The 26325-nt window shown below is 44.2% G+C and carries 37 protein-coding genes and 2 pseudogenes; 6 read left to right on the top strand and 33 right to left on the bottom strand.

The window, feature by feature from the left end:
• The first annotated feature begins 195 nt into the window (after nt 1–195).
• Entirely contained in the window at nt 196–870 is a 675-nt protein-coding gene (locus LGZ99_RS21065) for a helix-turn-helix transcriptional regulator (RefSeq protein WP_262979557.1), read from the top strand.
• A gap of 28 nt (nt 871–898) precedes the next feature.
• On the opposite strand, the gene LGZ99_RS21060 is transcribed toward LGZ99_RS21065, so the two are convergent.
• Complete coding sequence (locus LGZ99_RS21060) at nt 899–1033, bottom strand: hypothetical protein (RefSeq protein WP_262979556.1); 135 nt, start codon at nt 1031–1033, stop codon at nt 899–901.
• Between the two features lie 72 nt (nt 1034–1105).
• On the opposite strand from LGZ99_RS21060, the pseudogene LGZ99_RS21055 reads away from it, so the two are divergent.
• The 3 genes and pseudogenes from LGZ99_RS21055 to LGZ99_RS21045 all read left to right on the top strand — a co-directional run.
• Nucleotides 1106–2108, top strand: a pseudogene (locus tag LGZ99_RS21055) (LacI family DNA-binding transcriptional regulator).
• A gap of 165 nt (nt 2109–2273) precedes the next feature.
• On the top strand, nt 2274–3728 hold the full coding sequence (gene nhaC, locus LGZ99_RS21050; protein ID WP_262979555.1) for a Na+/H+ antiporter NhaC: 1455 nt from the start codon (nt 2274–2276) through the stop codon (nt 3726–3728).
• Nucleotides 3715–4392 (top strand): annotated as a pseudogene (locus tag LGZ99_RS21045) (aminotransferase class I/II-fold pyridoxal phosphate-dependent enzyme); the annotation flags it as partial. The gene nhaC and the pseudogene LGZ99_RS21045, both read left to right, overlap by 14 nt.
• Before the next feature lie 789 nt (nt 4393–5181).
• On the opposite strand, the gene LGZ99_RS21040 reads toward LGZ99_RS21045, so the two are convergent.
• Nucleotides 5182–5430 carry a helix-turn-helix domain-containing protein gene (locus LGZ99_RS21040; protein WP_011147600.1) on the bottom strand — a complete coding sequence of 83 codons (249 nt, stop codon included), beginning with the start codon at nt 5428–5430 and terminating at the stop codon, nt 5182–5184.
• A gap of 70 nt (nt 5431–5500) precedes the next feature.
• A complete protein-coding gene (locus tag LGZ99_RS21035; protein ID WP_051240231.1) occupies nt 5501–5773 on the bottom strand; it encodes a helix-turn-helix domain-containing protein in 273 nt (90 codons plus the stop codon).
• A 103-nt stretch (nt 5774–5876) separates the two neighbouring features.
• Between LGZ99_RS21035 and LGZ99_RS21030 the strand changes: the two genes are divergently transcribed.
• Nucleotides 5877–6134: a helix-turn-helix domain-containing protein gene (locus LGZ99_RS21030; RefSeq protein ID WP_262979560.1), complete on the top strand. Its 258-nt coding sequence runs from the start codon at nt 5877–5879 to the stop codon at nt 6132–6134.
• A gap of 100 nt (nt 6135–6234) precedes the next feature.
• Here the strand turns inward: LGZ99_RS21030 and LGZ99_RS21025 are convergent, their stop codons facing one another.
• The 27 genes from LGZ99_RS21025 to LGZ99_RS20900 all read right to left on the bottom strand — a co-directional run bounded on the left by LGZ99_RS21025 (nt 6235) and on the right by LGZ99_RS20900 (nt 24149).
• Nucleotides 6235–6687: a tail fiber assembly protein gene (locus LGZ99_RS21025; RefSeq protein WP_023043981.1), complete on the bottom strand. Its 453-nt coding sequence runs from the start codon at nt 6685–6687 to the stop codon at nt 6235–6237.
• Entirely contained in the window at nt 6688–7665 is a 978-nt protein-coding gene (locus LGZ99_RS21020; protein ID WP_262979554.1) for a gp53-like domain-containing protein, read from the bottom strand.
• A 1-nt stretch (nt 7666) separates the two neighbouring features.
• Entirely contained in the window at nt 7667–8242 is a 576-nt protein-coding gene (locus LGZ99_RS21015) for a phage tail protein I (protein WP_390894046.1), read from the bottom strand.
• On the bottom strand, nt 8235–9338 hold the full coding sequence (locus tag LGZ99_RS21010) for a baseplate assembly protein (RefSeq protein ID WP_262979553.1): 1104 nt from the start codon (nt 9336–9338) through the stop codon (nt 8235–8237). The genes LGZ99_RS21015 and LGZ99_RS21010 overlap by 8 nt, the downstream gene beginning before the upstream one ends.
• Complete coding sequence (locus LGZ99_RS21005; protein ID WP_262979552.1) at nt 9329–9682, bottom strand: GPW/gp25 family protein; 354 nt, start codon at nt 9680–9682, stop codon at nt 9329–9331. The genes LGZ99_RS21010 and LGZ99_RS21005 overlap by 10 nt, the downstream gene beginning before the upstream one ends.
• Before the next feature lie 55 nt (nt 9683–9737).
• On the bottom strand, nt 9738–10328 hold the full coding sequence (locus tag LGZ99_RS21000; protein ID WP_262979558.1) for a phage baseplate assembly protein V: 591 nt from the start codon (nt 10326–10328) through the stop codon (nt 9738–9740).
• A gap of 314 nt (nt 10329–10642) precedes the next feature.
• Nucleotides 10643–10762 (bottom strand): GpE family phage tail protein, encoded by a 120-nt coding sequence (locus LGZ99_RS24715; protein ID WP_088371090.1) that lies wholly within the window; start codon nt 10760–10762, stop codon nt 10643–10645.
• Entirely contained in the window at nt 10722–11048 is a 327-nt protein-coding gene (locus LGZ99_RS20995) for a phage tail assembly protein (protein ID WP_262979551.1), read from the bottom strand. Before LGZ99_RS20995 ends, LGZ99_RS24715 begins: the two co-directional genes overlap by 41 nt.
• A gap of 97 nt (nt 11049–11145) precedes the next feature.
• The gene (locus LGZ99_RS20990) at nt 11146–11427 is read right to left on the bottom strand and encodes a hypothetical protein (protein WP_262979550.1); all 282 of its coding nucleotides are present in this window, start codon (nt 11425–11427) and stop codon (nt 11146–11148) included.
• Nucleotides 11428–11435: 8 nt separating this feature from the next.
• The gene (locus tag LGZ99_RS20985) at nt 11436–11960 is read right to left on the bottom strand and encodes a phage major tail tube protein (protein ID WP_011147613.1); all 525 of its coding nucleotides are present in this window, start codon (nt 11958–11960) and stop codon (nt 11436–11438) included.
• On the bottom strand, nt 11960–13387 hold the full coding sequence (locus tag LGZ99_RS20980; RefSeq protein WP_262979549.1) for a phage tail sheath subtilisin-like domain-containing protein: 1428 nt from the start codon (nt 13385–13387) through the stop codon (nt 11960–11962). Before LGZ99_RS20980 ends, LGZ99_RS20985 begins: the two co-directional genes overlap by 1 nt.
• Nucleotides 13377–13589, bottom strand: a complete 213-nt coding sequence (locus tag LGZ99_RS20975) for a hypothetical protein (RefSeq protein ID WP_262979548.1) — start codon at nt 13587–13589, stop codon at nt 13377–13379. The genes LGZ99_RS20980 and LGZ99_RS20975 overlap by 11 nt, the downstream gene beginning before the upstream one ends.
• Nucleotides 13586–14053, bottom strand: coding sequence for a Gp37 family protein (locus tag LGZ99_RS20970; protein ID WP_162120348.1), 468 nt, complete (start codon nt 14051–14053; stop codon nt 13586–13588). Before LGZ99_RS20970 ends, LGZ99_RS20975 begins: the two co-directional genes overlap by 4 nt.
• On the bottom strand, nt 14053–14490 hold the full coding sequence (locus tag LGZ99_RS20965) for a gp436 family protein (protein WP_228901295.1): 438 nt from the start codon (nt 14488–14490) through the stop codon (nt 14053–14055). The genes LGZ99_RS20970 and LGZ99_RS20965 overlap by 1 nt, the downstream gene beginning before the upstream one ends.
• A gap of 1 nt (nt 14491) precedes the next feature.
• A complete protein-coding gene (locus tag LGZ99_RS20960) occupies nt 14492–14842 on the bottom strand; it encodes a DUF2190 family protein (protein WP_262979547.1) in 351 nt (116 codons plus the stop codon).
• 13 nt (nt 14843–14855) lie between these two features.
• Nucleotides 14856–15791: a hypothetical protein gene (locus LGZ99_RS20955; protein WP_262979546.1), complete on the bottom strand. Its 936-nt coding sequence runs from the start codon at nt 15789–15791 to the stop codon at nt 14856–14858.
• Between the two features lie 31 nt (nt 15792–15822).
• A complete protein-coding gene (locus tag LGZ99_RS20950; protein WP_262979545.1) occupies nt 15823–16917 on the bottom strand; it encodes a peptidase in 1095 nt (364 codons plus the stop codon).
• A 204-nt stretch (nt 16918–17121) separates the two neighbouring features.
• Nucleotides 17122–17571, bottom strand: a complete 450-nt coding sequence (locus LGZ99_RS20945) for a phage virion morphogenesis protein (RefSeq protein ID WP_262979544.1) — start codon at nt 17569–17571, stop codon at nt 17122–17124.
• Nucleotides 17564–18394, bottom strand: coding sequence for a phage head morphogenesis protein (locus LGZ99_RS20940; protein WP_262979543.1), 831 nt, complete (start codon nt 18392–18394; stop codon nt 17564–17566). Before LGZ99_RS20940 ends, LGZ99_RS20945 begins: the two co-directional genes overlap by 8 nt.
• Nucleotides 18375–19868, bottom strand: a complete 1494-nt coding sequence (locus LGZ99_RS20935) for a DUF935 domain-containing protein (RefSeq protein WP_262979542.1) — start codon at nt 19866–19868, stop codon at nt 18375–18377. The genes LGZ99_RS20940 and LGZ99_RS20935 overlap by 20 nt, the downstream gene beginning before the upstream one ends.
• Nucleotides 19868–21391 carry a hypothetical protein gene (locus LGZ99_RS20930; RefSeq protein WP_112896739.1) on the bottom strand — a complete coding sequence of 508 codons (1524 nt, stop codon included), beginning with the start codon at nt 21389–21391 and terminating at the stop codon, nt 19868–19870. Before LGZ99_RS20930 ends, LGZ99_RS20935 begins: the two co-directional genes overlap by 1 nt.
• A complete protein-coding gene (locus LGZ99_RS20925; protein WP_262979541.1) occupies nt 21388–21933 on the bottom strand; it encodes a DUF3486 family protein in 546 nt (181 codons plus the stop codon). Before LGZ99_RS20925 ends, LGZ99_RS20930 begins: the two co-directional genes overlap by 4 nt.
• Entirely contained in the window at nt 21933–22244 is a 312-nt protein-coding gene (locus LGZ99_RS20920) for a hypothetical protein (RefSeq protein ID WP_112896738.1), read from the bottom strand. Before LGZ99_RS20920 ends, LGZ99_RS20925 begins: the two co-directional genes overlap by 1 nt.
• Entirely contained in the window at nt 22237–22569 is a 333-nt protein-coding gene (locus LGZ99_RS20915; protein ID WP_262979540.1) for a hypothetical protein, read from the bottom strand. The genes LGZ99_RS20920 and LGZ99_RS20915 overlap by 8 nt, the downstream gene beginning before the upstream one ends.
• On the bottom strand, nt 22566–23189 hold the full coding sequence (locus LGZ99_RS20910) for a hypothetical protein (RefSeq protein ID WP_262979539.1): 624 nt from the start codon (nt 23187–23189) through the stop codon (nt 22566–22568). Before LGZ99_RS20910 ends, LGZ99_RS20915 begins: the two co-directional genes overlap by 4 nt.
• Nucleotides 23179–23796 (bottom strand): transglycosylase SLT domain-containing protein, encoded by a 618-nt coding sequence (locus LGZ99_RS20905; protein WP_262979538.1) that lies wholly within the window; start codon nt 23794–23796, stop codon nt 23179–23181. The genes LGZ99_RS20910 and LGZ99_RS20905 overlap by 11 nt, the downstream gene beginning before the upstream one ends.
• A gap of 2 nt (nt 23797–23798) precedes the next feature.
• Nucleotides 23799–24149 carry a putative holin gene (locus LGZ99_RS20900; RefSeq protein ID WP_112896735.1) on the bottom strand — a complete coding sequence of 117 codons (351 nt, stop codon included), beginning with the start codon at nt 24147–24149 and terminating at the stop codon, nt 23799–23801.
• Between the two features lie 250 nt (nt 24150–24399).
• Here LGZ99_RS20900 and LGZ99_RS20895 point away from each other — a divergent pair, with 250 nt between their 5' ends.
• The gene (locus tag LGZ99_RS20895) at nt 24400–25170 is read left to right on the top strand and encodes a DNA adenine methylase (RefSeq protein WP_262979537.1); all 771 of its coding nucleotides are present in this window, start codon (nt 24400–24402) and stop codon (nt 25168–25170) included.
• Between the two features lie 47 nt (nt 25171–25217).
• Here LGZ99_RS20895 and LGZ99_RS20890 read toward each other — a convergent pair whose 3' ends face one another.
• The 3 genes from LGZ99_RS20890 to LGZ99_RS20880 form a co-directional block, all read right to left on the bottom strand.
• Nucleotides 25218–25655: a hypothetical protein gene (locus LGZ99_RS20890; protein WP_262979536.1), complete on the bottom strand. Its 438-nt coding sequence runs from the start codon at nt 25653–25655 to the stop codon at nt 25218–25220.
• Nucleotides 25656–25672: 17 nt separating this feature from the next.
• Nucleotides 25673–26092 (bottom strand): hypothetical protein, encoded by a 420-nt coding sequence (locus LGZ99_RS20885; RefSeq protein ID WP_262979535.1) that lies wholly within the window; start codon nt 26090–26092, stop codon nt 25673–25675.
• 39 nt (nt 26093–26131) lie between these two features.
• On the bottom strand, nt 26132–26325 hold a 194-nt coding region (locus tag LGZ99_RS20880), incomplete at its 5' end, for a hypothetical protein (protein ID WP_262979534.1).

Here is a 26325-nt window from a genome sequence, read left to right as displayed (position 1 = left end):
ACAACAATTCGAAACTGGAGTTTGAACTGTATGATTAAGAACAATCTTAATCTGGGGGCACGCATACTGTTGAGATCATAGCAATACTATAACTTCTAATTATAAGGGGATCGTTCCCGATAGAACGAATAGCTGCTTTTGCTGATTGTTGAAATATTTTTCTCTTTCATATTCAATAATTATTGAAGGTCCTATATGAGTCAAATTACCCCTCAGTTAACAAATATGTGGGATAGAAGTCATGAATCATGGTTTGTAAAAGATAAGAAACTTCGTTTAATATATGCAAATAACGCATTTATTAAACTAAATAAGTTACCTGAACACGTTAATGTCACGGGATATACGGCCAAAGAATTACCGATACCGTTTAATCATCTTGTTCACCTTTTTGAAGAACATGATCGTAAGGTTTTACAGACTATGCAACGAATATCATCTATTGGGGCTCATCTTCAAAGCAATAGTCAACAACTTAAACCCTATTTTTGTGAAAAATACCCGTTAATGAATGAAAATAATCAATGTATTGGCATAATTTGTCACATTAAAGAAATCAATCATTTTTCAGTACATCATTATATTAAAAATGATACAATTATATCTGTTAAGCTTAGACCGCCTAATAATATATTGACAGAAAAAGAATGGACAATAATCTTTTTATTCTGCCGTGGCATCAGTAGCCAATGCATTGCTAATGAAATGAAAATTTCATGCCGTACTGTGGAAAAGTATTTCGAAAGTATCCATGAGAAATTATCAATCAGATCAATTATTGAATTGAAACTATTTTGCGAAGAAAATAATTATGATCTCTATATTCCACCAAAATACTTTAAATCCATGAACCATTTCTTGTTGGATTAAGAATGATCCTTATGTTCCATATGTTCTGTCACTTAATCAGGGTAGGTGACAGAATATGACACTGAATAAATCCGTGACGTAAATCAGCTTCATAGCTGGTTTTCAAAACCCGGTCGTAGATTGGGTTGTTAAGCGTTTTATCGTCGGTATATTGAAAACCCAATTCGTATTCCCAACCGCTCTTATTCTATTCATTGGGATATGATTTATTTTATATAACTGCTGAGGAGGGAGCATGACCACTATGAGAGACGTAGCACATCAAGCTGGAGTATCCGTAGCCACTGTCAGCCGCGTTATCAACAGCACGGCTTACGTCGAACCAGGCACTCGTGAACGTGTCGAAAAAGCCATGCGTGAACTCAACTATCGCCGTAATTTTGCTGCACTTGCCCTGGCAAAACGATGCGGGAAATATGTTGGGTTTACTCACTGGCAATCTGGCCGATCCTTTTTTTTCCCTTTTGGCTCGGGGGGTTGAAAAAATTGCCCGGCAGGAAGAAGTAAAGTTGATGGTTTGTAGTGGAGGATATCAAGCTGAACTTGAGAAATCTGCCTTAGATTTTTTAATTAATCAGGGATGTGAAGCCATAGTCGCGCATGTTAGTACGATGAGTGATGTAGACGTATTACGTTATGCGGCGCATACACCAGGATTGGTGATTATCAATCGATATTTCCCTGCCATCGCCAACCGGTGCATTTGGTTAGATAATGTCAGTGCTTCTCAGGCTGCTACCCACTATCTTCTGCAAAACGGTCATCGAAAAATTGCTTGTGTAACAGCAGATCTACCGATTGATAATAGAAGGCTCCGTCTTGAGGGATATCATGCTGCAATGACTCATGCGGGTATCACCGTACCAGGCGATTGGGTTATTAGCGTTCCATTCAACGAAAAAGGTGGGGAATTGGCAGCAGAAAAGCTCTTAGACAGCGGCATCAACTTTACTGCGGCAGTCACATTTAACGATGTCATGGCTGCCGGTATGATGCGATCTTTACATCAACGGAAAATCAAATTACCGGAACAACTGTCGATTGTTGGGTTTGATGATATTGTCCCGGCCCGATATCTTTATCCCCCCTTAACCACCGTACATAACCCAATAGAACGAATGGCTCAGCAGGCGGCTAATCTGGCGTTACAGCTCAGTGCCCAAAAAGAAATAACGCCACAAATGAATATGTTTTCAGCCGAACTTGTCATCAGAGATTCCGTTTTTCCGATAAGGTAATGAAAAGCATTGCACATAAGCATAAGAATAAGAATAAAAGTGATATACAGATCATATTTCACATCTGATGAAACCAGTTACATAAAAAAGTAATCTCTGTTACATCTCATTCGAAATAAATTCATTATTCTATTTCAACAATCTATCTGAAACTGGAGTTTTTATATGGATGATAAGAAAAAGCTTAATTTGGGACTCGCTATACTGCCAATCGCCGCAATGCTTTTACTGTTGGTTATTGGGTATGGTCAACTGAATTTACGCATTGAATCTTTATTGCTCATATCAGCAGGAATAACAGCAGCCTTGGCATATTGGCAAGGTTATCGTTGGAATGACATCATTGATGCGATTGTAGCAAAGCTCGCCAAGGCGATGCCGGTGATGATGATACTGATTTGCGTCGGTGGGTTAATTGGGACCTGGATGTTCAGCGGAACCATACCTTATATGATGTATTGGGGGTTAAAACTGATTAGCCCTCAATACATACTGATTGCGGCTTTCTTTATCACAAGCGTTATCTCAGTTTGTACCGGTACGTCATGGGGGGCAGCCGGAACAGCGGGCGTCGCTCTGATGGGAGTCGCCGCTGGCCTTGATGTGTCTTTGGCGGCAGCGGCGGGCGCGGTGGTTTCAGGCGCATATTTCGGTGATAAAATTTCACCGTTATCTGACTCGACTAACTTCGCTGCCATCGTTGCTGATACTGATCTTTACAGCCATGTGCAACATTTGATGTATACCACTATTCCGGGTTTTGTTTTAGCCGCTATTGTTTATTTTATTGCGGGTCATACAAGCTTAACAGGTAGCGTGGCAACACCTGAAAAAGTCACAGAAATTATTCAATCTCTTGAAAGCCTGTATCACTTCAATTTATTGTTAATTTTGCCACCGATACTGGTTTTGTGGGGAGCAATAACAAAACGTCCGGTGATACCGGTCATGCTGGCTGCCTGTGCATTGGCTATTGTACTTGGTATAGGTTTCCAGGGGCTCACCCTTAAACAGGGCCTTAATGCGTTGATAGACGGCTTCAATCTCTCAATGTTCTTTGATCAGGGACATAACATCGCCGGAGCCGTTAGCGATGTTCCCCGTCTGCTCAATCGGGGGGGTATGTTATCGATGATGAGTACTATCTTGCTTGCATTTTGTGCATTCGCGTTCGCCGGCGCTTTAGCACTCACTGGCGCCTTGACCTGCATCATTAACCGGCTTCTACAGGTTGTTCACACAACCGGGCAACTTATCGCTGCAACTTTGGCAACAACTATTCTGGTAACGGGCGCCACCTGCAACGGAAAGTTGGCTCTCCTTATCCCGGCGGAGCTGTTCAAAGGGGCTTATTGTCGCATGGGACTGGATAATAAAAACCTGTCGAGAACAATAGAAGATGGCTGTACCGTCATAGAGCCGTTGATCCCCTGGACTGCTGCCGGCATTTATATGGCGACTACATTAGGTGTCAGCACGCTTGAGCTACTGCCCTGGGCTATCCAGTGCTATGCTGCCGTCTTCCTGGCTCTTATCTACGGCTTTACCGGTTTTGGTATTGCAAGGATCGCACCGGAAAATTCCCTGAATAAAAAGGAAACCCAACGTGAAATCGCCTGATTTCAACCAGATAATCGATCGCCACAATACAAGCTCCATTAAGTGGGACTTTTTAGGTCGTTCCTTGCGCTTAGATAAGACTGACCTGCTTCCCATGTGGGTGTCTGATTTCGATTTTCAATGCTCAAAAGAAGTCCTACAAGCACTCCACTCCCGGGCTGACCACGGTATTTTTGGTTATAGCGAACGTGACGATCATTATTACCAGGCCGCAATAGACTGGTTTTCAAGACGTCATAAATTGACCTTATGCCGTGATTGGTTTACGTCGATAGAAGGTGTCATACCTGGATTAGCTTTACTGATATAAACGCTCAGTAAACCGGGGGAAGGTGTCATTGTACAAGGGCCCTACTATGGTTCATTCGCCAAAATCATCACCATGAACGACAGGGTGGTTATTGAAAACCCGCTACTTGAAAGTCCTGAAGGTTATCAAATTGACTATGGTCATTTAGAGCAAGTGTTGGCGCAACACAGACCGCCTTTGCTCCTGTTATGTAACCCACACAATCCTACTGGCCGATGCTGGAATCACGACGAATTGACCCGACTATTAACGCTCTGTAAAAAGTACGGTGCAACGGTAATTTCTGATGAAATTTGGGCTGATTTGATTTTACCTGGGAAAACATTCACCTCAGTACTGCATCTTGATGCCGCGCGCGATAAATTTCGCCTATCCGCTCGATAAATGAAGCGACAATTGTGTTTCATCTATTGAAAAATTTTTACACAACTAACGTCATAAATATGACTGTAATTTATTCAATTTACCCATTTTTCCTTTAAATCTGTAGCAAGGTAACCAATTCCGCACAGCTAGGCGGTATATTCTGCACTCATTAAAATGGGGTTAACACCTTTATCATAATGCACAGTACAGAATGAAATGCCTAACCAAATGAAAATGATTGGAATGCATTTAGCTATGATTTTAGTTGAACTTGAACCTACCTCTGATGTAAAGCTATTTTAGCCTTATAAACCTCTATCTTGAGACTAAGAAGTTATTAAAAAGCGCCCGGCAAATTCACCTAACTGAACGAGAAGCATGAGCGTATAGATAGGAAAAACGTGAAGTCATTTTCGGAATTCAGCATTAAAGTTAGCAATACGCAACGCGTAAAAATCGTTGGTCAAACTAAGGGAGCCGAAGCTCCGAAAATTGGGGAAATCGCTATAGCTGAAAAGGCCGACCTCATGACCTCATAAGCCAGCCCCCTCTCCAACCTGGAGCGAAACCGGTTTAGTTACATCTATCTGCGCAAAAGGAGCGCAGATAGCTCCAATTATAGTGTTAGACAAGTAAAACGTGTATAGACATTACATAACACGGAGTACAAAAAACAACTTTAGGGATATTAAACCCTAATTGTTCTACCACATAGTTAACTATGTGAATCCCTCTTTAGCTACGCTATCTGATGAAACTAGCATAGATAGAAAGTTATCAGCATATCGAGGAATATTTTCTTGGGATTCTTTTTATGAGAACACTTGGCTCTAATGATAACAAATGTGCTATATGAACAAATTCCACAACATCCAATCTTCTTTCACCATTCTCAACTTTCGCAATAAACGATTGAGGGCGATCTAGCGCTTGAGCTAAATTCTCTTGCGTGACCCCCTTTGCTATACGAGCCTCACGGAGTGCTTTGATAACTATTTGATATTCATCAGAGTAAATTGAAACCATATATTCAATCCTACTAAACATTTAGGATTAAATATCAATCGATTGTTGATTTATACCAAAATGGGATTTTTTATTTTATAAGCTCTGCTCGTTTTGGCTTTTTAGGTGGTTTTTTGAACAGTATTTTTTCTAAAATTAGCCCATGATCGACAGATAGCAAGTGTGCTATATGCACAAATTCAACTACATCCAACCTTCTTTCACCATTTTCAATTTTAGCAATAAATGATTGAGGTCGATCTAAGGCTTGAGCCAATCTTTTTTGAGTAATACCTTTTTCTATCCTAGCCTTACGAAGAGCGTTTATAACCATTTGATATTCATATGAATAAATCGATGCCATTTCTTTAACCTTGATTAATATCCCAAAATCGAATATCAACCATTTACTTAAATATCCCAAAATAGGATAATTCATGCGTTTGTTATATGGAGATATAAAGGAAATGAATAAAAAAGATTGGCATACCGCCGACATTATCGCTGCCTTACGTAAGCTCGGCACTACCTTAGCAGCGGTATCACGTAAGGAGGGACTTAGCTCATCTACATTAGCTAATGCTCTATCACGACCTTGGCCTAAAGGAGAGTGGATTATTGCGAACAATCTCGGAGTACATCCCTCAGAAATTTGGCCAAGCCGATATTTTGACGAGAATGGACAACCTATTGAACGAATTATCCGAAATAATTCTTTCAGGTGACTAATTCTCAACTAAATGGTCTAAGTTCGGTATAATATCGAACCTAGGCCGTGTTAGCTGCTTAGACTGTCTGACTATTGGGGCCAGTTTATTGCAGCCCTTATTCTATTACTCTGGGTTTTTCGGGCCAATAAATATCTGGCGCTAAGTTAGCATCAACACGGTTCAGCAATACCCTATATTTTTTCAAAGCGGTCAACCGAGAATTTTCCTCATCACTCGCCATCCCCAAATCTACAGCATCTTGTAACGGAGCTATCTGTTTACTTACAGTGAACATAAGTTGCTGTTTCTTATGTTCTGCTTGTTGCTGCTGTTCCTGCCTAAGTTTTATCACACCGCTTTCTGATATTATCCACTTTTCACCATCGTATTTATGATAAACGGACGGAGCGCGTTCAGTAAGCACTGGATAACCCTCTTTATTACTGACAATTGACAAACCGTGTGACTGCCCTGTAAGTAATTCATTGTGTTTCTCTGCTGTTATTTCAACACATTCTTCATGAGCTTCACTATAAAAAGCGCCTTCTTTTCTGGAGAAATAAACCATTTATACCCCCCAAAATAATATATGAACAACTTTGCCTGGATTCTCATTGTTGTTGGGAGTGCCAGCTTGATATTCAAACGTCGATAACGTTGCATTACGTACTAATGTGTGACCTGTTGATGTATTTATACTCGACATACTTGCGATGTAGCCAAGAAACTGATTTTTAAAAGAAATTGGATAGTTTACTCTTACCCATGATTGTTGACCTGATGCAACTTTAACCCATTGAATAACTATCCCTGTATCCCCGCATTGCCACCAACCATTTTCAGATTTTATAGCTGCATTTTGTAATGCAAGAGTACCGCTTCGCTCAGGCGTTAATATATTGTAACGCCGCTGATTCTTGGGATCGTCAGAATAGATATGCAATAATTTCCCTTCAGAACCGTTCATTCCCAATATATATCCATCTTTCGATTTGAAACGCAATTTAGGAAAAGGAGTTTTACTATCAATCAGTAAACTGCCAACGGTTGCAGTTTTATCGCTAGAAATGCGCAAGAAAGTATTATCGCTCTCAGATTTAGCATAACTTCCCACATCCCCGGCATTCAATGAAATATCAGATGACAACGCTTTTCCATTCACTTTACGAATGGATGGTACTCGGCTATTAGCGTTGTTATTTGCAGCTACAGCACTTTGATTCGCCGTATTCGTCAGTGATTGCACAAATGCTGTTGTTGCAATCTGAGTATTATTAGCGTTTTTAGCAGGTGTGGGGGCGATTGGCGTTCCTGTGAAAATGGGACTGGCTTTCGGTGCATACTGAGTATGCGGGTCTTTCGCCTCGGTGTGTTCTTTCAGCTCATTCCCATTTTGTTCTAGCTTCTGTTTAAGATAACTTGTGCGGTTGGCCAACTGTTTAGCCTGCCGATTGGAAATACCATCAGGCCCACCTAACACTGGGTCTGAGGTTTCTATCTGATACACGCCCTCTGACCACTGTGGGGTTTCCAGTAAATTAGCCATTTTAACTACTCCCATAATTGTAACTACCGTCATAACTGACAGTGTTGTTGTAACGAATTGATACAGACTGATATTCCAAGCTGGCAAGGTGGCAGCGTGCCGGCGCAAACGCTGCCAGTGTAGTGCGCAATAGCGAGGCTTGATCATTGGTAATGGGTTGCTGAAGTATGATGCGATAATCTGCCCAAGATGTTGAATCTCCATGAACATAATTACCGTTATGGCTGGCATGACCGTCATAATTGATTTGACCAGTGCCTTCAATTAAATCAATTTCACCAAACCCAAAACGACGGATAATTTCACGAATTGACCACGGTGTGCCTTTACACCGATGCAATTCTATAGCTGACTTGATTAACGTGCGGCGAGCATTGTCTGATTCGACAAGCTCCCAGCCATCGCCAAATAGGGAGAATTGATTTGCAAGCCAATGCAGCGTGCTGCTATCGACAGTATCAATGAGATAAACCATTAATTGGGTTAAATCGATATCATCAAAACGGGAGGCCAACTGACCTAATGCACGCATACTGATATCAGCTTCTAGTGGAGGTGGTAGATGTAACTTAACCATCAGCGACTCCAGTGATCACAACAGTGATACCGATACAGTTCGCCCATTCATTTTCACCTACAACCTGAAACGTAGGAGACTCCAGTACGACTTGATAGACGCCAGAAACAGACAGTGTTGAGATGATTTGGCTGGGAACAATATCTTTCCCTAGCGTTGTTGCTCGTTCAGCTACCCATGTTTGTATGGCTTGTTCTGCTGCCGATTGAATACCAGGTGCATTAACTCCACTGTACAAGGTCAGTTTCGCCTTGATGGTATAATCAACCTTCACGGGAGGTTTTGCATATACAGTGTCAGTCAGCGGGCGGATTTTTTCATCAGAACAAAAACTTTTCACCAGCGTTAAAATGCTTTCATCTGGCAACCCCGTTGCCAATAGTGGAAACAGTTCAACAACACCCGGAATGGGAGACCTGACTGCAACATCAACAATATTGGGGTGAGCACGCATGGTATGAAATCGATAAGCCTGACGACTGCCCGCATTAGTAAACGATTCAGGGGCCATCTTGATTCGTACACGTAGCCTCTCGTCACTTTCCTCTGCCGAACCACCACTACTCACTATTGTGTTGGTCACTTGCAGGTCAATGTCGTCGATTTCATCCAACAATGTATTAACTTGTGCTGGTTGCCAGCTATTCCCTGATAATCCAGCATCTGTACAAGTAGCTGTGACATTAACGAAACGTGTACCTGCTTTCAGAACAGCATCTGTATTAGTAGCAAAAGTAATATTGTCCGATGCATTAACACGAGTTCCAACTGGAATGAGTACATCTTGCTCTAATGCTTCATCAACACTAAATTGCAGTATTGTATGCGCCGGTTGGGCGGGTAGCCGATATACTCCGACCAATTCCCCTAAGTAGTCCAAAATGGGCGCATGGGCAAACTCGACCAGATTCTGCTTGGCGGCTTCCTGAACTTGCATTCTGGTTAGTGCTTCACGATATGCAAATAAATTGATCAGCAGACGTTCTGCCTGTGCTGGGTACAAAGTCTTACCTACATCAGCCTCATACTTTGCAATCATTTCGGTTGTGATTTTCTCTACATCACGCTCGATAAAATCAGGTTCTGTCAGCGCCATAGCAACTCCGTAGATTGTGTAATGCCATCAACTGCTGTCCAATTCACACGCAGAGTTAGGTGTTCTCCATTGACAGTTGGTTTCACGGAAAGCAACTGGCAACGAGGTTCCCAACGTGTAATAGCATCAACAGATTCCCTGACAACGTGGGGAATCGCGCGGTCTATGGGGTAATCAATATAAAGGTGCAAGTTACTGCCGAATTCTGGTCGATGTGGATCACTGCCACGTGGTGTACGTAGAATAATGAGTATTGCTTGGGCGATATCATCCAGCCCACAGGCAATTTTGCCTGAGTTCTGGAGAGCGGGTTGCCAAAAAACAGAGTGTGAGTTCGTATTCATGGGGAACAGTATCATCCCCTGTAGGCATATCTGATATTAAAGGTGTTTAAAGAAACTAATGAGGATGATGATTTGAGTTACCACCTTCATCTATGATGCTGCCCGTTGCATGGATGTTGCCATTAACGCTGACATTGCCCTGAATGGTCGCAGCAGCTCCATTACCACCAGAACCCGACAGTCCATTTTGGTAAGTTAATTGGCCTTTCACTAACATATTTCCGGTTACGATTGTTTCCGGCGCATCAATAGTTGCCTGCTGTGTCTGAATAACAACATTGGCTTCCACCGCGATCTTAATGTGCTGAATGCCGCCATTAATAGTCAGGGTGTGTGAGGTACGATCATAGTAAAAAGCTGCATCATCTGCATAAGTCATACCACGGACGTCTTTATTGTTAGCTGATGGTTTATCAACACTGGAATAGACAGCACCTAAAATAACACCATCTTCACCATTGGCATCCAATAGCACTTCAACCTGTTCCCCAACATCGGGCAACCAATAGTCTTTGTTATTCTGGGTATTGCGCTGCAACACATTCAGCCAGTTAGTACGCATATTATCGCATTCAGGCAATCGCACGCGGGCACGAACGCTAGCAGCAGACTGTAAGCGCTGTTGCTGGCGGTTCAACTGTTCCAGCGTTCGACTGATGCGTTGTAGATCCGCATTCAAACTCTGGGCACTGCGGGAACCAAGTTGACCGTAACGTTCAATAGCACGGTTTAATGCCTGCTGTCGGTTCTCCAGTTGGCGAGTCGTTTCTCCCAGAGTTCCTAGAGTACGGCGTGTACCGGACATGGCAGAACTGAACGCACCACTAATAGCCCCACCAATAATGACACCAATGGAAAATTCTGTTGACACGAATTAAGCTCTCATTAAATGGGAAATAAAATGAAAAATTCACTTCCAGTATTCCAGACACTATTAGCGGCAATATTTGTTTGCATCAATTAACCGTCTCCATTCTCGCGTTTAATTTGAGTGTTGGCCTCATTCAACCAACATTCAAATTCATCCAGCGCCAGATTATCAATCTCGCTCGGCTGGAACCGGAACCATCGTGCCAACATCGCCGATGCTTGCCACACTGTTTTTATTTCCCTGATCCAATCCGATAACTTGCTGAAATCGTTGCTGCAATGCCAGATAATCAGCGACATCCATCTGTTCGATATCTTCTGGTAACAATCCTGTCGAACGTGCTATCAAAATATCATCCCAATCAGTAGGGTTTTCGCTGGCTCGCCGGGCGGCTTTGATATCTTTAACTTTCAAACGTGATAACTGAAGCTCTTCAATGCGAACGCCAGCAGCCGTGGTATAGGGAAATTGAAGATGGTAAGTCGTGGTTAACATGATGATATTCCTCTGTAAGTTTCATTCAGTATCATTCATGTATGGAAACGGAAATATTAAAGGGGATTAAAGAAGAAAGGGGCTGATGCCCCTGTCATTAGTGAGTGCGAAAGCCTTTACAGTTACGGAAAAAATCTATCAGATATTCTTTCCCTTTCTCTGCACCGATATCGGAAAACCAACCTTCCGGAGGAGTCCACTTATCAATCAAGTCGGCAAGCTTTCTGGCTTTGGAACGAGTGCGGTTAATAGGATCATTGGTTTTCTGAGTAGAAAACAAAGTCTCCACACCTGGAATGTTTAAGACAGCAAACCATGTACCATTAGGTAATCCAACACTGGGAATATTCAGGTCTTTATCCACTAATTCTACTGTCATTATTTAGTTTAACCTCCGATATTAATGCGATAATCGGTCAGTTGATCAATGCCACCGACACGGAAGATATTGGCCAGATAATCCAATTCTAACAGCTCCTCCCCATCCAGTACCTGCTTAATATAGGTACTGGTAAAGCTACTGGAAAAATCAGCATTTTCATGTTGTTTAAATGTGCCCAGCGGATTCTTCTTAAATAAAATGGTCAGATATGTCACCAATGGCACTTCATCAATGCGCCCCTGTGAACTGAATTTCTGGACGCTGGAACGGCACTGCAATGCCAGAGACTTATAGGGATTGGCAGCAGATAACATGGCGTCACGGTAGAAACTGTTCCACTTGATCTCGCCTTCCAGTTTATCGAAGCCTGCCGGTAGCTCCACCTTGCCGACCATCCCTAGCGCCTTATGCTCCTGCATAGTCATGGAAACGTCTGGCAGTTTCACTTCTTCAGCCCGTCCCAACAGGTTATTGCCGTCAATATAAATATTGGCATTGGTGATGCGGTTAATTTCTATTTTTCCAGCCATTAATTATTCCCCTTTAAATTCAGCAAATATTCAGAGGTAATTTCGGTCTCAAATGTCAGCCGTTCCAGTGGTGGTGGCGGTGTGTACTTATAACTGAGTAACAGATGACCTGATGCCAGCTCTGTTTCTTCGTTATGGGTCGGATCAAACCAGCATTTGAATCCTAACAAAGCACCATCGGCAATCAATTTACGACCATAGGCATTCACAGATTCTGTCAGGGCATCTATCAGCGCTGCTGTGATCGGCATATCGATATATTGCTGACTGAAGTAACGCAGGGATTCATTAATCACGTCTCCCGTTCTGCGCACGTTCTCGAAGTTACGCATGTGTGTCACAGTTGGCCACGCGGTGGTACGGTTGCCCCATAAGCGCAAACCAGAGCCATAATTATTGAACACTGTAGTAATGCCTTGTTCATTGAGCAGGTTCACTTCACTTTGTGGATCATCAATCATAGCGGATAGCTGACGCTCAATACCCGTGATCCCCATAATTTCTTGATTGGAGGATGACCACCAAAAACCTTTGTCTGCATCAATCTTGGCACGCAGCCCTGCTGCACGAGATGACAATGGTTCCAAGCGCTCGCTATTACTTTCCGCATCATAGACTTTGACGTGTGGGTAACACAGCCGGACACGATCAGAACTGGTATTAAAATTGATTGTGCCCGACGGGCCGCGGCCATTGATAGCCTGAACAAAAGTGGTGCCTATCGGAGCATCAATATAGGTCATGGTGCCCAATTTAGTTGCAAGGGCAATCAATTCTGTTGTTACACTTAGCTGGGTACAATAGACAGGAGCCAGCAAAATCTTGGCAAAGAATCCATACAGGTTATAAGTATCATGCAGCAACTTCATACCTGTACGGTTACCCGCTGCACTGATGCTGCCAATAATGTCAGCAGGCGTCACTAATGTAGGGTCGGCAAAGTCATAGCTGGCAATCACGGGGGCGCCCGCAGCAATGTTTTTACCGATATTCTTGAGGCTGCCTGTTTGAGCATTCAGAGAATAATCTTGCCCTTCTACATAAGGGGCACTACCAGAGGTGGCTTTTAGTAAGACATTACTGACCACGGGATTAGCCAATTTCGCCGTTCCTGTGGTTTTATCAAAGCTAATGTTTTCACTGGCAACATTAGCTTTATGCACCTCAGGATCAAGAACGTTAATGACCAGCACAGTTCCCGCACCATGATCATAAATAGCATCCAGTGCTTGTGGGATGGTAAAACCATTCATTTGAGCACCAAATTGAGCTGCATCTTTTTCTGACAGACAAAGTGTCACTGCATTTACTGGCCCTATCGGTGCAGTACCAATTAAGCCGATCACGGCGGATTTCACTGTCTTGACAGGACGTGAGCCTTTTTCGACTTCGATAGTTTCGACGCCATGCAAATAATTAGCGGCCATCAGTGACCTCCTCAGACTTTTCTTTTTTCTTCAGGATATTTTTTTGCTGTTCTGACAGTAGATGAAGATATCGCAGCGCGATCAATGTCTTCACATAATCATGCTGCTCCGGTAAATCAACAGTTTTTCCTAACCAGAGCAAGACTTCAGTGCCATCAGCTAAAGTGACGCCGCTTGCTGGGCCTGTATAGAGGTATTTCATTGTTCAGTTCTCTCATAATTGATTTGGGCTAACGGCGGACCATCCGGTAACTCACAGTCTTCGATAAATACACTTTCAGTCGCAAAATCCAGCGTGTATTGCCACAAGCCAGCTATCTCACCGAGAAATGTATCCCGCACCAGCCAACATTTTCGTTGGCAGTTTGGTGGTTGGAATCCGCCGAGAACCCGGCGTACATCATCTAATGTGGCAACGGCACCGTGACGTCCATTAAGCTGACGAAAAACAATGGTGGCATTGAGCATGACAGTTTGTGTCTGCAATACCGCCCCAACATCTTCAGGCTTGTCGAAGCGAGAGCCAGGATAGCTGATTAAAATGGCTCCTACCGGATGGTTCAGCCTGAATTCAGTTGGTCTTTCAGGGAAATACTCCACCTGTAAGCCAGGTAGTTTTTCTCTTAGCCTCATGACAATGGCATCAATGATCGGCGAAACATCCATCAGTATTTCTCCAACATTCCTTTACTCCCCCCAAAGGTGGGACGACGCGCCCGAACACGAAACTCCCCCGGTTCAGGGGCATCTTTTCCTGTGGAAAGCAGGCCCAGTGTCAGTTTGGCATCTCGGATGTCAGCCAGTTGGCGCAAAACAATTTTGTAATCATCCACCACGGCTTCAGGAATAGAACCCTCTGGACGGCGGGCATACAGCCGATAGCGTGTTAACGTAATGGCGGCATCACGTAATACCGTGGGAACCTCCACCAACGGCAGGATATAGCGCCCACGTAAATGGGCGTCGATGAGTTCATCGGCATAGCGCATGGCACTGTTAACCACAGGCTCATTGATCGTTTGGGCATTAGACTCTTCGTTAGACAGCCATATCAATGATTGCGTTGGTATCTGCTCTTGCAAGTCTTTCAATGAGCAATACATGTCATACGCCACGTAAGATGCGAATGACATTACCTGCCGCTGTAGCATCATCTAGCGCAAACCCGACAAATGTTCCGGCAGCATTTTCAGCTGAACTCAGTGGTACTACACAGGCATCCTTATCCGACTGTACGACTTGCCCACGGATTATTGGCCCACCAGCTTCAACAGCAATAATGCCTAGGACATTAACTGGAACGACATCCCCAGCCTTCGCATTGACTTCTGCTATACCAAGTGCAACGGCTCCAGCCTGACACGGTGCATTATCAGCACTAACTAAACGATGCTGGATGATGTTCGCACTGGCGATAATTGTTGTCGTCAATACGGGTTGTTGTGTTACTGTCATGATGATATTTCCCTTACCTCACAATGTTGGTAATCAGGTAGCCAGCATTACCGCCAACAACCGCAACTTTATAAATATCGGTATAACGACAGTAATTGACCTTACCGCCCACACCTTCATATTTATCAGCAACAGGCATCCCTTTGCGCCGAAATGTATAGCCAAAGGATGGTTCATGTTCATCAGCGCTTTCTGCTCCTGCCTGCGGAGGTGATACGTAATGCAACATCAAATTATCAGCCCAGATATCAACAGGATTTTCTTTAATGCTTGGGGTAGAAACAGGTTCACCAACGACAACGTTCTGGATTTGGAAAAGATCTTTGAGTATTTCTATTGTGATACGCTTACGTTCGTTGGCTCCAATAGCCGCCTGAATTTCAGGGTGGAACTTCAACAATGACATCACGCTAGCACCCATAACCATGAGATTTGGACGTACACCGATGGCAGTACGAACGGCGTCAATTCCAGCCTCAATGACTTTGATTGGGTTACCTTTGCCGCCTACCCATCGAGTATCGTTTTTCAGGCTTATCACCGATTTACTGAGATAAACTTTAGGGTCTTGTGCCAATCGTGCAGCATACAGTTCGCGCTTGAGATTCACGCCATTTGTGGAACGGCGGATTGCCTTTGCTTCTTCATTAAATAAAGATTCTGATTTCTCGCGATAATCAACAGGTGCAGCTAGATCATGTTCGTTGAGCACGATATCTAACGAAGAGCCTTTCTCACGGATCAAAACGTTACTGTTGGCACCAACAGCACGCGCAGTGTCATATTCTACAAAGGCACTTTTGCCAAATGTCGGCACACTAGCACCTTCTTTCTCCATTTCGACGACAGGGAAAATATGTTCGCCAATGAATGTCGCATTTTTATAACCACGCGCAACACTGGTTAGTACAGGGTCAACAATACGTTTGCCTTTCAAATAATCTGACATTTATCTCTCCTCAATAGTTACGGTCGCAGTGTTACAGGCAACGGGCAACGGCTGCGTCGTAACGGATACCTTCCTTCTTCGCCAGAGTGACGGCTTTTTGATGCAACGCCAGACGTTCAGGATCTGCATCGGCAAACTCAGCAGTATCTGATGATGTATTCTGGTCAACACGGTCTTTCGTTGCATGTTCGTCAAAGTCAATAACCGGCTGGGCAGAACTCAGCAGATCTTTAAACGCGGTAGCCAGTGGCTTTTTCACATCACCTTCAGCAAACTCGACAGGCGAATCACCCTGAGTCACTGTGTCCAGTAACGCAACTACGATAGGTTGGGCAGCAGGTGTCAGCCTGCCGTCTTTTACCAACTTTTCAGCAAACGCAACATTTTCAGTATGTCGTTCATTCTGTCTACGTTGGACTTCTGCGGCATCACGTGCTGCAAGTTGTTCTTTCAGGCGGGTGTTTTCATCTTCGAGCGCCTTTTTTTCTTCATTTATCACGTTGTTTTCCCCATGTTGATGTGTGTTATTGGGTTCATGAAAGGCAGGATCAGGCTGAGTCGTGCTATAAATCTCCTCACGTAATGAATCCACCCGCCAAGAAGGAAGCGCTTTGTCTGCTTCGTCCATACCGAATTTACTGATCAAAAATTCTCGCAGACGCCCCCAAAGTGAAGCGTTGGTGATGTCACTCCAATCAGAGAACTCCACGACACCATGCTCTTGCTCGCTGAATTCAACTTGTCTCAGTCCTTTAATGGCGGGTGGCTGCGCACCCAAAAAGCCGACATGACGCAAATAGAGCACGCCGGGTTTAGGGTTGTTTGGGGAATCAGGTAAATAGAAAGAAGCAGAAATTTTTTTATAGCGGCCTGCATCGACCAGTTCAGCGAACTGAACATCAACCTGTTGAGGCTCTGCAATCAAATCATTACCAGAAGACGTCAGCGATTTAACCCAACCATAGGCGGGTAAATTGTCTTTTGGATGCCCAATCACAATCGGTGCTTCATGCAACGATGAGTCATAAGCCTTTGCGCAAGCTTGCAAATCTGCGGGGCTGAACGGCAATTGTTTGCCATTCATATCGGTATGTGTACCGGATTTGAAAATGTGAAGTGACTTCATTTCACTACCTCTATTACGTTGATAGAGACAGTTTCACTACAATCAGAAAAAACTACTTTTAATCTGCTTTAGAAAAGGATTGGGGAAGGAAATAGGAAAGTGGAGAACTGCATGCAATTAGATACCGAAAATTTGAGTCTGTAAACGCTTTATAAAGTTTTTTGCGGATGACAATGGTAAATCACCTGCATAGGGAGGCAAAGTTTAACGATGCGACGCTGATTCAAGATGTCGTTGAATGGTACTTAATACGGCTCTTGTTGCTTCTGGTGATAATTCTCCTTGTTCTGTTACGGGCAGATAAGGCCGGGCTGGTAGCAATAAAGATTGATTGCGGCCAGCTTTACCTCCCAATTGATGAATACGCCCGTAGACCAAGTTTGTACCGACAACTGCCGTGTGGGAATCATATCGGGTACTGACTGAACGCATCAAACGAGCAGTTTTTTGCAGCGTCTGATCACCACGTTCCTTTGCAGCCACAGAGGGTATCCATGTCGGGCGTCCTTCAGCTTCAAAGTTAAAGGCGGTTTCTGCTGACAATGTTCCAGCAATTTTACGCATGGCAAGTGTCAGATCATTAGTAGCCAATTCTAACGCCCGCAGTCCACGTCTTAGGTCTCCATCATTAATGGTGATAGTGATATTACTCATTCTGTCTTCCCAGTTCGCGGCGGGCCAGTCCAGATAGCTCCCCCTGATATCTGGTCAAATCGGGACGATATGCTGCTCCCGGCGAATATGACCAACCTACATCAGTCGCTACTTTTGTTATGCCGGTGTTGAATGTAGCAACGGGCTGCATCTCACCTGTTTGTTGTGAAACCAATTTCAACTCCCAGCCTATTGCTTTACCTGAATTCATAACTTTCGTCCCTCTGGTACGAACATCATCATGACTGAGAGCAATTACACTGCAACGGCAACGCCAACCATTAGGAGGATAGAAGGCTTGCCAAAATGGGTCGTCAGAGCGAAATACCAAACCATGCAATGCGAGATGACTCTTGCGTGTATGGTTATCGTTGATACCTGTATACATCCAGTACGGTCGGTCATCAATATTTTCCATCTGTTCGGCCCAACGGCCTGCACTGTATAGCACTGACATATTGGTACGAAAGATAGTATCAAGGCGCCACGGGCTACCTTGCTGAATAGTGACACGCTCCTCTGTAACAGGGTCATCGGTTTCTTGCGTTCCCCACCACCCCTTACGTCTTAATGTTGGCTCCAGCTCCTGACGAAACCAACGATCAGTCTTGCCTTCATCCAGTGCCTGCTGTAGCGCCTGGCGGATATCTTCCAGAATATCCAGACGCGTGACTTTCGCTACCGTGAATGCACGGGCATGAGTCTCTTGCCAAAGTTCTTCCCAATCCCACGTTATCTTGTAGCCCTTAGATTGCAGATAACCAATGGCTCGCTTGGGAGGTAATGTCATGCAATACGCCAGTTCAGGCGTGGTTATGCTCATGCAAGCGTCCCCAAATGTTAGACACAAACAAAACACGTGCTAGCCGCTCTTGCAAACCATCTGCGCCCATTTGTGGATAAAGTTCGGCTAACTCTCCTATAAGATCGCTGGGATTAGCACCGTTTTGAACACGATGAAACAAAGGAACCAGCAGAGATTCCAACGATTCATTCAATGATCCTTCATTCATCAAAATATCCAGCGCTTCATCTAAGGTGTCCTGTGCTGCTAAATCTGCGTTAACAGCTTCAGAGAACGCCAGTGGGAGTGGTGGCATAGGCGTGGTTGACAAGGTTGTTTCATCAATATCCCCATCCTGCAATTGATATTCGCGTTTCCAGTATTGCGGAGTAAATCTGACACCAGCCTGACTCAACTTAACGTCACGATTAGCCTGTGTTTCATCAACCGATTGCTGTTCCCAAAGACGATAGACCGGACATTCAACGTTACCGAAGTTCAGTTCTACGACCCAGCGTATAGCCTGATTAATGGCGCTGGTGATAACGTCAACATCAGCATCACGAATATCATCCGTTACCTCCAATCCCGCTTGTGCAGAGGCTTTATTGCTGTTTGCTTCGGTCGTTTGGTTTTGTCCCAGTAACGCAATGGAAATCTCACTGCGAGCGACGGTAATTAAGTTCTGGTAGATATCACTGCTGTCTGATTTACCTGCTGCCTCTTTAATCTCAACGGAGGAATCATCAGGAATGGCGGCAACTGCATCATCAATCATCGCTTCCATCGAATCTAATAACAGATCAATTTCACTTTGTGGAGTACCTCGTGGATGCTTTCCAATTACCCACGGTGAACCATATTTCTCAGCAAAGCGTACCCAAAACTTCATGCCGCCTTTCTTAAAGGTGACGGGCCAGAAGCACATTGATAAATCTGGAAATCCGTAAGGGTTGTCATAAGTGGCGTCTTGACGTGGCATTACAAATTTATAGAGAGGAACCAGTTCCCCCTCAACGCCTGCATCACGAGCACGAAAACGCAGTTGGTTATCACGATCATAGTGGAACCAGTCAGGTGGCTTGCTAACGATATCCGTCACTGACCATGATTGATGCTGACTCCACATCAATTCACAAGGCTGATAACCATACAGAACCGCTTCATGCATTTCGCCAATGATGCGTGACATATCCAAATCCGTGAGCATGTCGCGGATAAAGTTAAAGACTCTCACAGGGGCATTACTGCGTTCTACACCACGTTTTAGTGCTTTCACTCCGGCCTTGCGGCGGCGAATACATCCACCAACCAAAGGATCAGTACGTAATTCACGATAGATACGAATATCCCGTCCTTGAGCTTTGAGAATAGCATCAGGGTTAGGTAGATATGTCCCCAGACTGTAGAAGTCAATGGAACGGTTACGCGATGCAATTTGCTCAGTAAGCGACTGCTTTAATTCGGAAAAGTTAATAAATTCTGTTGGTGAAACCCAGATACCACGAGCCATTAGTATCCCTCCAGCATACGTGCAGACTGACGGCGTCGGCGGGAACTTGTTTTCACCGGACCTTTGTTAATTTCACGGCTGGCGAAGTAGGCTAGGGCAAGGGCTATCGCTGCATCACCGTGGCGCTTGCCGCCGTCCGCTTTTGCTTTTGAGCGCTGATCAGGTACGCGGGGAACACCGTTAATAACCTGTACTGCCCTTAGGTCATTCAAAGTGTCTTCATCCTTTGGCAGCGCCTCCAGATTGCCGTCTTCCAACGCAGCCTTCACCGGAGGCATATTGTCACGGTACCAACCTTCGGTGGGCATGACTTGCTGCACACGGTTGGCACCATATTTTTGCATGGCATATTCGGCCAGATAAGCACCATTACCACGGGCATCAAAGGCTGCACCCAGCAGATTAGGAAGTCCATCCATTAGATACCAAGTGATTTGCTCCTGTTGTTTAAATGGCACGTTGCGCAGCTCCAGCACGAACGGCACTCTGCGTACCAGATTTTTTTGTTGCAGCAATGGATAATCCACAGATAAATCTCCACTGCGGCCAAAATCGCGTCCCAGAAACGAACGAGCATCAGAAGGCAATGCATCCAACCACGGCTTCAGGTTGGCTTTTAGCCACTCTTCGGTATCTGTGCGGCGTATTTCATCGGATTTAAGCTCATATCCTTTCGGACAAGTTAGTCGCAGCACTGGCGTATCGGGAGACATCCGAGATTCAATCAGAGCGCGGGACAACCAGGCTCCGCCACCATTAGCAGGAATACAGTCCAATTCTTCTGATGCCCCAGCTCCGTAGAACTTATACACCGACATCATCCACTGTTGTTCAGCCTCTTGTGACCATTCACGTCCGGTACGTAAGCAGACACGGTGGAATAGTCCTTCAGCCACAGCTTCCTTAAAGGTAATACGGTGGATAACGCCATCTCTACGTCCTGCCCGGATGTCGTTCAGCAACTCATTAAACAAGTTGCTATCCCCGTTATGGGTGGAGATCACTCGCACTTTACCGCCCCAGATAAGCATGGCTAGTGCCGCTTTCAGTAATTCATCGAGCTGTTCATGGAAAGCAGCCTCATCAATGACAATGATCCCCTGACGGCCACGCAAGTTAGACGGACGGCTAGAAAGCGCCACTACACGGAATCCAGAGTCTGGAAATTTGATAGTGAAAGTTTTGATGTGCTTATCATCTTCGTCTTCTTCCCAGAACCCTTCTTCAATTTCACTGGCCGCATAGTTGAAAGCACGAGCCCACATTGCACAGGCTTGAATATATTCAATGGTCATATCTTGGTTATAGGCGATGTAATACACATTCATACCACCCGCAGCGGCAGAAGATGCGGCGATGAGTACATTATCTGACGCTTCAGCCCAAGTAATTCCCGTTCGACGACTCTTCTCATTGACTTTAAAAGGAGATGAGTCGGCCACCCATCGTTGCTGGTATGGCAATAAGACGACAGGTGCTGCTATTGAGGAAGTATCTGGTAGAACAGGTGCAAGCTGACTCATGTAGCAATTCCCAATATTTCCCGACGTAATGCAGCAACTGCTTCGGCAGATAATCCACCTTTGCGTGCAATTTTCTCTGCATTACTTGCGGCAGCTTCAGTCCGTGCCCGGACTTCAGATTGGAATTTTTTCAGATTCACACTAGCGCGAGAGAGTGTAGCTACATTTTTTGCCACCTTTGAAAGCAGTGTAACGCGCTCTTTTGGCGCAACTTCTCCGTCTTCAGCTTCCTGAAGTTGAATAATACTTTCAAAAAGTTCAGTCTGAATTAAAGCAATCACCGCCTCAGAACGTGCATCTTGATCATCCACGGCACCTTCTGTGAGTATCCGTGCTGCTTCTGTTGCCGCCCGTATTGCACCGTATCGCTTTTCTATTTTTTGTCCATAACGGTGAATAGCGGACTTACTGATTACATAACCTTGATCACGCAGCAAGGTTTCAAGTTCCTGGTATCCACTAAACCCTGATTCAGTCAACGCCCGTTCCAACCAGCGCCGAACGTCTTCTGGGAGTTTATCGATTGTGCTTCGACGCGCCATTATTCACTCCAGTACTTTTCAGGACGAGCAATACCAAGGCCGCATTCGACCGTATATTCAACAACATCAACACCAATACGAGTTAAGTCAGCAAACCAACTACCCGATGGCTGTTTATTGAGGTCAATTAATTTACGGTCTGCCAGATAATCCAACTCCTTCCGTAATTCCAATGCAGTGACGTCAGGATAAATCGCGCGAGATATATCCAATAACAGAGTTTCACTGGCGGTATATGGGCGGGTTTTATTCAGTGCGACCAACAGACTCCAGCGCAATGATTCACGACGAACACGAGCAACATCAATCATTTTTACCTCCGGCAATTCGGTGCTGCTGCACCACCTCTAATTTGCTGTAAAGCGCATCCAGTTTGGCTTCAATTACTGTCTGACCACGAATGTAATCTTCACGGCGCACGTAATTCAGCGGCAAGTCGGCCTTAAACTGCATAAACTCACGTTCGAGCTGAGACCAATTGTCCACGGAATTTTTAAGCGCCTGCTCTAACGAGGCATGTCTTTCCTCCTGTCGCTCTTCGGCTTTGCTGAATAACCACTTTGCGATACCAAAAATGAAACCGAGGAAAGAGAGCAGAAAACCTACGGCAGCCCAAAATTCAATCTGTAATGTCATTGTTGTAATCCTTCGATGTAATCCAGCAAGCCATTAACCTGCGCTTTCAATGCAAGACACTGTTCCCCGTTGTCGATGACATTGGCGAGGATATCTCGTTGCGTGATACCGGATAGCCATAGTTGGGCATCAGAGCTTTCATTTCCACGGGACGTTTCATCAGCGCCGGAGGTAACGGAGGCAGGACGAGTTTGTTCACCGGGCAGGCCGAAGGCGGCGTTGTATTGCTGCACGAAGCCACGAGTAAACACGCAATTAATAGAATGAAACTGTTGTTTTTCATCCATCCAACTCTGGGTAACATGGTCAATTTTCCTCTTCAGTTGTTGGTTCTGAGTGCGGAGTTGTTCAATATCATTGAGATAATTGGCTTCTGCCTGATGCGCTGAATGGACCTGCATTTGGTAACGTTGATGCAAGGCATTGAGTACAGTCAGTTCCCGTTCTGCCTGTTGCTTTTCCAGCAGAAGAAATTCGGCTTTCTGCTGTGTTAATGTAGTGTTTCCTATCTCCGTTGCTTTCTGAAAGCCCGTGGTATGACCTCTCCAGTGAACTAAAGCGAACATGCCGATTAGCGACAAAATCAATAAAACAGGTTTAGCCCACAATTTAATTGGCACAGCTGGTACCTCCCCAAGCCAAATAATGAGGCGCGAGTTCCAGTAATATGTGTTTGGAATAATGTCGATTTTCTTTCCATGCTGACGCTCTACGGCCAGCATTCTGAGATTCAACATGACCGAACCAGACCCACGGATTGAGACCAACTTCCTCGGTTTTCTTCTTATCCCGTAGTAACCAGCCTAAGCCTCCGTTATAGGAAGACAGCACCATCGCCATTCTTTGGCACTTATCGGCAGCTTTAATGCGTTGCCATAGCCAATGGTCATAGTGAACCATTGCCCGTATAGACCAGACTGGGTTGAAGGGATCTTTATTGGATAATTCAGGAATACGTTGACTAATCCAATCTGCTGTTGTGGGCATAAACTGGGCCATACCCTGAGCACCAACAGGAGAAATAGCTCGTGATTTCCAGTCACTCTCCTGATGCAACTGAGCGGCAAAATCAGCTACAGGTGCATTCAATCCCCAGATCACACGAGAAGCACGTATCAAATCATTGCGGTATTGCTGCGAACGGTGTGGTGGTTCGTCAGCCAATGCTGAGCTGACCATTCCGCCACACCACAACAGTACAATTCTGATAATCTGCCGCCAATTCATAATCACAACCCTGTAGCTACGCTCAGACAGGTGGCGGCAACAATCAGTGCACGGCGTATCAGAACGGCAGCAAACACCACATGGTAGCCAGTCTGAACGGGATATTTTCCTTCTTTCATGAGTATTTCATCATATTTCAGATACTGACCGGGCCTTGCTTTCGGGAATAAACTGCGGTCTAGCCAGTATCCCAAAACAACAGCCAGAGCAATAAGCGACAATTTGTAGATCACAACAGGGACTTGTTGAGGGGAAACTAAACCGATAGTGATAAGCAATAGAACAGCTGTTAACAGCCAGCCACCGAGGCGTAATTTTTTGATAAGTGATACAAACGATTTGAAAGTTTTCACTGAACTGTCTCCGTAGTCGTTGATGGAAACAGTTTTGCCAATTTATCGGGAAACGGATTTTAAAGAGCGTTAAGAGCGCATCAGAAAAGTAAAAGACAGGATAAGAGCGACCAGCCTAACGCTCGAACACTGAGTAGGCTATCAACTCACAGGCATGTACTGTGAGTCAACCGAGGCTCTTTCAGTTATTGATTATTGATGACCGGAAAAGCCTAACTCATTTTCAGCTAATGGAAAAGGTTTACGGATAATGAAAGAACAATCTTTACCCATCGTTCCGTGGATTGGTGGTAAACGCCGATTAGCAAAACATATTTTACCGTTATTTCCTGAGCATACCTGTTACGTCGAACCGTTCTGTGGTGCTGCTGCGCTGTATTTCCTAAAAGTACCGAGTAAATGTGAAGTGATTAATGATATTAATGGTGAGTTGGTGAATCTTTATTGCGTGATAAAACATCATTTGGAAGAGTTTGTCCGGCAATTTAAATGGGCATTGGTCAGCCGCCAAATTTATAAATGGTTGCAGATTACCCCCGAAGAAACGCTAACCGATATTCAGAGAGCAGCGCGTTTCTACTATCTCCAAAAGCAGGCGTTTGGCGGTAAGGTTGCTGAACATACTTTCGGTACTTCCACCACTAGCCCACCACGATTTAATTTGCTCAGAATAGAAGAAGAGCTATCAATGGCCCACCTGCGACTGGCAAGAACGATCATTGAAAATATGAACTGGGCACAATGCGTCCAACGGTACGACAGGCCACATACGCTGTTTTATTGTGATCCGCCATATTGGGGTACAGAGGGATATGGCATAGATTTCGGGCTTGAGAACTATGATCTATTAGCAGAACTAGCACATACCATCCGAGGGGAAATGGTAATTTCGGTGAACGATATTCCAGAAATGTGTAAGGCATTCAAAGGATTGAAAATGCAAGCAGTCAATATCGGTTACAACTTGAAAGTCACGGGGAAAGCTAAACAGAGTAAGGAGCTGATTATTTGTAATTTCTAATAACCGAGAATGGCAAGGCAATATATTTGCTTTGCCATTTTTTACTTTTAACCTAAGCCAATAGAACGGGATACAAACTGTAAACCTATTCCGAGAGTTTGGCTAATTAAAGACCTTAATGCTTCTTTACTTTCAGTCTTCAGTGTTTCCTTAATACGATCACCTAATGGGGTTTCTAAGCTGTCAGGGATTACTTTAAGAACTTCTAAACCTTCAGCAGTTAATACGGCTCTATGACAACCTTCAGAGCTCATAGTCCCTGCCAAATAACCATTCGTTATGAGCCAATCCACTGTATCCAGAAAAAATCTATGATCTTCTACTGTAGTACAAAGTTCGTCAGAGTATGTTCCATCAGAATATTGAAGGGGTTCACCGATTACCTCTATAGATAAAAGATCTATCTTTAAAGGAAATGACTCATATAGTTTCCCAAATATAATACCTACAATTTCATTAAACTTTTCTATGTTTATAGTAGACATAAATATCCTATGTGTTTCTAAAGTTTCAATTCCAACGTTCCACCAGGTACATTCTGTTGATCTAAACAAACAGATTGGCAAGCTGATTTAGATATAGATAAAACTGTTTCGTTATCCTCTATATCAAGAAAACAATTATTTCCATTAGCCATATAATCATTGAGAAGTTTGGCATTTTCATCAATATGAAATTTGATGGTTGTGCGTGAAGGGTAACTGTTTTCGTAAACTGTGACGTCAGTAAATTGATCAGCATATTTATCCAATCCTGGGCACATTTTCCTAATAGTTGGCAATAATTGATTGATAGTGGGATCATCTGTTGCTATTGAGAACACAGAGGCTGGAGATTTTTCAGGCTCAATCTGAACGCTATTTTCTGTCTCATCACCACACCCCGCCAAAAGAAATATTGTGGGAATTAATAAGTTACGCACAGTCCATACCCTTATATGAAATAGAAAATAACTATATTTTTAAGAATTTCTACGTCGTAAGATTACATCTATGGTATCAAGAACATTCTGATTTTCATATATTATCCTATTTTCTATCTTCCTGTGCTTGTCCATTTTTTTTCCACAAAGCATTACCAGCACGGCCCAAGAAATAAAGATTATCAATGTCCTATCATTAAGTACCAATACATTAGTAAGTCCTCCACCAGAAA

This window comes from Photorhabdus temperata, from assembly GCF_025384845.1.
Lineage (GTDB): Bacteria > Pseudomonadota > Gammaproteobacteria > Enterobacterales > Enterobacteriaceae > Photorhabdus > Photorhabdus temperata.
This window is presented reverse-complemented; position numbering and strand designations above follow the sequence as displayed.

Coding starts and splice junctions, on each gene's coding strand:
- LGZ99_RS21020 (WP_262979554.1), bottom strand. CDS start 7,665: ATGGCTAATTTACTGGAAACCCCACAGTGGTCAGAGGGCGTGTATCAG.
- LGZ99_RS20960 (WP_262979547.1), bottom strand. CDS start 14,842: ATGACAGTAACACAACAACCCGTATTGACGACAACAATTATCGCCAGT.
- LGZ99_RS20950 (WP_262979545.1), bottom strand. CDS start 16,917: ATGAAGTCACTTCACATTTTCAAATCCGGTACACATACCGATATGAAT.
- LGZ99_RS21035 (WP_051240231.1), bottom strand. CDS start 5,773: ATGGCATCGATTTATTCATATGAATATCAAATGGTTATAAACGCTCTT.
- LGZ99_RS24715 (WP_088371090.1), bottom strand. CDS start 10,762: ATGTTGGCACGATGGTTCCGGTTCCAGCCGAGCGAGATTGATAATCTG.
- LGZ99_RS20990 (WP_262979550.1), bottom strand. CDS start 11,427: ATGACAGTAGAATTAGTGGATAAAGACCTGAATATTCCCAGTGTTGGA.
- LGZ99_RS20980 (WP_262979549.1), bottom strand. CDS start 13,387: ATGGCCGCTAATTATTTGCATGGCGTCGAAACTATCGAAGTCGAAAAA.
- LGZ99_RS20985 (WP_011147613.1), bottom strand. CDS start 11,960: ATGGCTGGAAAAATAGAAATTAACCGCATCACCAATGCCAATATTTAT.
- LGZ99_RS20925 (WP_262979541.1), bottom strand. CDS start 21,933: ATGGCGCGTCGAAGCACAATCGATAAACTCCCAGAAGACGTTCGGCGC.
- LGZ99_RS20940 (WP_262979543.1), bottom strand. CDS start 18,394: ATGAGCATAACCACGCCTGAACTGGCGTATTGCATGACATTACCTCCC.
- LGZ99_RS21005 (WP_262979552.1), bottom strand. CDS start 9,682: ATGAATACGAACTCACACTCTGTTTTTTGGCAACCCGCTCTCCAGAAC.
- LGZ99_RS21030 (WP_262979560.1), top strand. CDS start 5,877: ATGAATAAAAAAGATTGGCATACCGCCGACATTATCGCTGCCTTACGT.
- LGZ99_RS20890 (WP_262979536.1), bottom strand. CDS start 25,655: ATGTCTACTATAAACATAGAAAAGTTTAATGAAATTGTAGGTATTATA.
- LGZ99_RS20945 (WP_262979544.1), bottom strand. CDS start 17,571: ATGAGTAATATCACTATCACCATTAATGATGGAGACCTAAGACGTGGA.
- nhaC (WP_262979555.1), top strand. CDS start 2,274: ATGGATGATAAGAAAAAGCTTAATTTGGGACTCGCTATACTGCCAATC.
- LGZ99_RS20975 (WP_262979548.1), bottom strand. CDS start 13,589: ATGAAATACCTCTATACAGGCCCAGCAAGCGGCGTCACTTTAGCTGAT.
- LGZ99_RS20995 (WP_262979551.1), bottom strand. CDS start 11,048: ATGTTAACCACGACTTACCATCTTCAATTTCCCTATACCACGGCTGCT.
- LGZ99_RS20895 (WP_262979537.1), top strand. CDS start 24,400: ATGAAAGAACAATCTTTACCCATCGTTCCGTGGATTGGTGGTAAACGC.
- LGZ99_RS20915 (WP_262979540.1), bottom strand. CDS start 22,569: ATGACATTACAGATTGAATTTTGGGCTGCCGTAGGTTTTCTGCTCTCT.
- LGZ99_RS20970 (WP_162120348.1), bottom strand. CDS start 14,053: ATGGATGTTTCGCCGATCATTGATGCCATTGTCATGAGGCTAAGAGAA.
- LGZ99_RS20965 (WP_228901295.1), bottom strand. CDS start 14,490: ATGTATTGCTCATTGAAAGACTTGCAAGAGCAGATACCAACGCAATCA.
- LGZ99_RS20920 (WP_112896738.1), bottom strand. CDS start 22,244: ATGATTGATGTTGCTCGTGTTCGTCGTGAATCATTGCGCTGGAGTCTG.
- LGZ99_RS20905 (WP_262979538.1), bottom strand. CDS start 23,796: ATGAATTGGCGGCAGATTATCAGAATTGTACTGTTGTGGTGTGGCGGA.
- LGZ99_RS20935 (WP_262979542.1), bottom strand. CDS start 19,868: ATGGCTCGTGGTATCTGGGTTTCACCAACAGAATTTATTAACTTTTCC.
- LGZ99_RS21065 (WP_262979557.1), top strand. CDS start 196: ATGAGTCAAATTACCCCTCAGTTAACAAATATGTGGGATAGAAGTCAT.
- LGZ99_RS21015 (WP_390894046.1), bottom strand. CDS start 8,242: ATGGTTAAGTTACATCTACCACCTCCACTAGAAGCTGATATCAGTATG.
- LGZ99_RS20930 (WP_112896739.1), bottom strand. CDS start 21,391: ATGAGTCAGCTTGCACCTGTTCTACCAGATACTTCCTCAATAGCAGCA.
- LGZ99_RS21025 (WP_023043981.1), bottom strand. CDS start 6,687: ATGGTTTATTTCTCCAGAAAAGAAGGCGCTTTTTATAGTGAAGCTCAT.
- LGZ99_RS21010 (WP_262979553.1), bottom strand. CDS start 9,338: ATGGCGCTGACAGAACCTGATTTTATCGAGCGTGATGTAGAGAAAATC.
- LGZ99_RS21040 (WP_011147600.1), bottom strand. CDS start 5,430: ATGGTTTCAATTTACTCTGATGAATATCAAATAGTTATCAAAGCACTC.
- LGZ99_RS20955 (WP_262979546.1), bottom strand. CDS start 15,791: ATGTCAGATTATTTGAAAGGCAAACGTATTGTTGACCCTGTACTAACC.